A 635-nucleotide genomic window follows, 5' to 3' on the forward strand; every position below is an offset into this window, starting at 1 on the left:
GCGCCAGCCGCTGGCGCGGCGCAGGCGGCCAGGATCGGCCAGAGCAGACAGGCGAACGACGACGATCGCTGGAACATGGCACCTCCCCGTGCACGGCAGCAGCATCGCAGTGTACGTCGCTCACTGCCGTGTGGTGCGTGCGATTGCTACGAAGCGCCGCGACAGGCGCGCAGCAGCAGGCTCAGGTCACGCATGCGACCAGGAACAGCAGCGGGATCTTTTCGTCGTCGACGCGGTAGGCCAGGCTGCCCATCGGACCTCGCTGGCACTGCGGATTGTCGCGCCGGATGTCCACCGTGGCGGCAAAGCGCCCCGACGTGGGCAGCCACACCGCGGCCTGGCCGTGTTCGAGCAGTTGGCCGACGAGGTAGAGGCTGTCCGCTGGCACCTTTGCGGACGCCAGCGCATTGCAGCCGAAGCGGTCGCGCGTCGCACCGGCGGTTTCGGCCGCATCGAGCAGCGCTTGCGCGCGGGTGCCGGCGATCCAGGCCAGGCGTTGCGCCTCGTCGTCGCGCGGCGCGGTCGGCGAAGTGCGGGCGATCGCCGCGGCGCGCTCAAGGACGTCGCGCGGCAGCCCGATGCTGGCCGCATCCTGCACGATCGACAGGCACGGCGGGGTCAGCGATTGCGCCAGG

1 protein-coding gene is annotated in these 635 nt (G+C 71.2%); it reads right to left on the bottom strand.

All coding sequences use genetic code 11. From position 1 onward, the window contains the following. Positions 1-181 precede the first annotated feature (181 nt). A partial coding sequence (locus D180_RS15785; protein ID WP_017913561.1) for a hypothetical protein occupies positions 182-635 on the bottom strand: 454 nt, incomplete at its 5' end.

It is taken from the genome of Xanthomonas sp. SHU 166, from assembly GCF_000364685.1.
Classification (GTDB): Bacteria; Pseudomonadota; Gammaproteobacteria; order Xanthomonadales; family Xanthomonadaceae; genus Xanthomonas_A; species Xanthomonas_A sontii.